General features: G+C 56.0%; 2 rRNA genes. Both read right to left on the minus strand.

The window, feature by feature from the left end:
• Positions 1 to 2,093: ribosomal RNA gene (locus ABH929_RS18390) — 23S ribosomal RNA — on the minus strand; the annotation flags it as partial.
• A gap of 428 nt (positions 2,094 to 2,521) precedes the next feature.
• Positions 2,522 to 4,043, minus strand: a 16S ribosomal RNA gene (locus ABH929_RS18395).
• Between the last annotated feature and the right edge of the window lie 20 nt (positions 4,044 to 4,063).

Genomic DNA, 4,063 nt, shown 5'->3' on the forward strand with positions numbered 1-4,063 from the left:
AAAGGCTAACCCTTCCTCTTAACCTTCCAGCACCGGGCAGGCGTCAGTCCGTATACATCGTCTTGCGACTTCGCACGGACCTGTGTTTTTAGTAAACAGTCGCTTCCCACTGGTCTCTGCGGCCTTCAACGCTCACGGAGTAAATCCGGTCACGTGTCCGGCCCCCCTTCTCCCGAAGTTACGGGGGCATTTTGCCGAGTTCCTTAACCACGATTCTCTCGATCTCCTTGGTATTCTCTACCTGACCACCTGAGTCGGTTTCGGGTACGGGCGGCTGCAACCTCGCGTCGATGCTTTTCTCGGCAGCATAGGATCACTGATTTCCCCTTACGGGTACGCGTCGGATCTCAGGCACACAGACGACGGATTTGCCTATCGTCAGCCCTACATCCTTACACCAGGTTCACCTTACGGATACCATCGCCTGGCTCAGCTACCTTCCTGCGTCACACCTGTTCATACGCTAACCGCACCAGCATGGGGTCGAGCGTTAGACCGGCCACCATCACCCCGAAGGGATCCGGTCGTCCGGGTTAGGACTCTTAGCACCACTGGATTAGCTTGGGCGGTTGTTCACCGGTACGGGAATATCAACCCGTTGTCCATCGACTACGCCTGTCGGCCTCGCCTTAGGTCCCGACTTACCCAGGGCGGATTAACCTGGCCCTGGAACCCTTGGTCTTTCGGAGGACGGGTTTCTCACCCGTCTTTCGCTACTCATGCCTGCATTCTCACTCGTGTAGCGTCCACGGCTGGATCACTCCGCCGCTTCACTCGCCACACGACGCTCTCCTACCACTCCGCACGACTGAACCACGAAGGCTTGTCAATGTGCGAAATCTACAACTTCGGTGGTGTGCTTGAGCCCCGTTACATTGTCGGCGCGGAATCACTTGACCAGTGAGCTATTACGCACTCTTTCAAGGGTGGCTGCTTCTAAGCCAACCTCCTGGTTGTCTATGCAACTCCACATCCTTTCCCACTTAGCACACGCTTAGGGACCTTAGTTGGTAGTCTGGGTTGTTTCCCTCTCGACGATGAAGCTTATCCCCCACCGTCTCACTGCTGCGCTCTCACTCACCGGCATTCGGAGTTTGGCTGACGTCAGTAACCTGTTGAGGCCCATCGGCCATCCAGTAGCTCTACCTCCGGCGAGAAACACGCAACGCTGCACCTAAATGCATTTCGGAGAGAACCAGCTATCACGAAGTTTGATTGGCCTTTCACCCCTATCCACAGCTCATCCCCTCCATTTTCAACTGAAGTGGGTTCGGTCCTCCACGACGTCTTACCGTCGCTTCAACCTGGCCATGGATAGATCACTTCGCTTCGGGTCTAGAACATGCGACTCAAACGCCCTATTCAGACTCGCTTTCGCTACGGCTGCCCCACACGGGTTAACCTCGCCACATATCACTAACTCGCAGGCTCATTCTTCAAAAGGCACGCCGTCACCCCTACTAAGGAGGCTCCGACGGTTTGTAAGCAAACGGTTTCAGGTACTATTTCACTCCCCTCCCGGGGTACTTTTCACCTTTCCCTCACGGTACTTGTCCGCTATCGGTCATCTGGGAGTATTTAGGCTTATCAGGTGGTCCTGACAGATTCACACGGGATTTCTCGGGCCCCGTGCTACTTGGGATACACATCCGGCCATAACACCATTTCGTCTACGGGGCTGGCACCCACTACGGCCCGGCTTTCAAACCGGTTCGACTATGATGCGCTGTAACCGCCCCAGTCCGGCAGAACTGAGTGACGTGTCCCACAACCCCGACCATGCAACGCCCGCCGGCTATCACACATGATCGGTTTAGCCTCATCCGCTTTCGCTCGCCACTACTCACGGAATCACATGTTGTTTTCTCTTCCTGTGGGTACTGAGATGTTTCACTTCCCCACGTTCCCTCTACCCGCCCTATATATTCAGGCGGGAGTCACCAGGTCACAAAAGCGCCCAGCGGGGTTTCCCCATTCGGAAATCCTCGGATCAGGGCTCGATTATCAGCTCCCCGAGGCTTATCGCAGATTTCTACGTCCTTCTTCGGCTCCAGATGCCAAGGCATCCACCGTTTGCTCTTAGAAACTTGACCACAAAGATTAAAATTGCGATCCGTCATCACCCACAACCATCAGTCCGAAGACCCCGGTCGATTGGATGACGCGAATCAAAGATGCTCGCGTCCACTGTGTAGTTCTCAACATACGATCGGCACCACACTCCCCACCATCCAACGACGATGCTTCATGCAGCCCAACGAAGGACCCGCAGGCCCAACCCCCACCAGACACTCTCATGTCAGCAGGAAGCCTGGTCCCTCAGGACCCAACAACGTGCACCAGCAGGAAGCTCCACCCCAACCCGTCCCAACCCTGCAAGCAGAGCGTACTGAGGTCGGAAGCATCACTCCCAACTGCACTGTCAATGTTCCACCCATGAGCTACCGGCAACCACGTTCGGGTTACTCGGCGCCTGGACCACGCCCACCCCGAAGGGCACACGAGGCCAGATGCTCCTTAGAAAGGAGGTGATCCAGCCGCACCTTCCGGTACGGCTACCTTGTTACGACTTAGTCCTAATCACCGATCCCACCTTCGACGGCTCCTTCCACAAGGGTTAGGCCACCGGCTTCGGGTGTTACCGACTTTCATGACTTGACGGGCGGTGTGTACAAGGCCCGGGAACGTATTCACCGCAGCGTTGCTGATCTGCGATTACTAGCGACTCCGACTTCATGAGGTCGAGTTGCAGACCTCAATCCGAACTGAGACCGGCTTTTTGGGATTCGCTCCACCTTACGGTATCGCAGCCCTTTGTACCGGCCATTGTAGCATGCGTGAAGCCCAAGACATAAGGGGCATGATGATTTGACGTCATCCCCACCTTCCTCCGAGTTGACCCCGGCAGTCTCCTATGAGTCCCCGGCATAACCCGCTGGCAACATAGAACGAGGGTTGCGCTCGTTGCGGGACTTAACCCAACATCTCACGACACGAGCTGACGACAACCATGCACCACCTGTACACCGACCACAAGGGGGCGACCATCTCTGGCCGTTTCCGGTGTATGTCAAGCCTTGGTAAGGTTCTTCGCGTTGCATCGAATTAATCCGCATGCTCCGCCGCTTGTGCGGGCCCCCGTCAATTCCTTTGAGTTTTAGCCTTGCGGCCGTACTCCCCAGGCGGGGCGCTTAATGCGTTAGCTACGACACAGAAACCGTGGAAAGGTCCCTACATCTAGCGCCCAACGTTTACGGCATGGACTACCAGGGTATCTAATCCTGTTCGCTCCCCATGCTTTCGCTCCTCAGCGTCAGTTACGGCCCAGAGATCTGCCTTCGCCATCGGTGTTCCTCCTGATATCTGCGCATTCCACCGCTACACCAGGAATTCCAATCTCCCCTACCGCACTCTAGTCTGCCCGTACCCACTGCAAGCCCGAGGTTGAGCCTCGGGATTTCACAGCAGACGCGACAAACCGCCTACGAGCTCTTTACGCCCAATAATTCCGGACAACGCTTGCACCCTACGTATTACCGCGGCTGCTGGCACGTAGTTAGCCGGTGCTTTTTCTGCAGGTACCGTCACTTTCGCTTCTTCCCTACTAAAAGAGGTTTACAACCCGAAGGCCGTCATCCCTCACGCGGCGTTGCTGCATCAGGCTTTCGCCCATTGTGCAATATTCCCCACTGCTGCCTCCCGTAGGAGTCTGGGCCGTGTCTCAGTCCCAGTGTGGCCGGTCACCCTCTCAGGCCGGCTACCCGTCGTCGCCTTGGTGAGCCATTACCTCACCAACAAGCTGATAGGCCGCGAGTCCATCCCCAACCAAAAAATCTTTCCACCACCAGACCATGCGGCCAGTGATCATATCCAGTATTAGACGTCGTTTCCAACGCTTATCCCAGAGTCAGGGGCAGGTTACTCACGTGTTACTCACCCGTTCGCCACTAATCCACCCAGCAAGCTGGGCATCATCGTTCGACTTGCATGTGTTAAGCACGCCGCCAGCGTTCGTCCTGAGCCAGGATCAAACTCTCCGTAAAAAAATACAGACCCAACACCC

It is taken from the genome of Curtobacterium sp. AB7, assembly GCF_044909335.1.
Taxonomy (GTDB): domain Bacteria; phylum Actinomycetota; class Actinomycetes; order Actinomycetales; family Microbacteriaceae; genus Curtobacterium.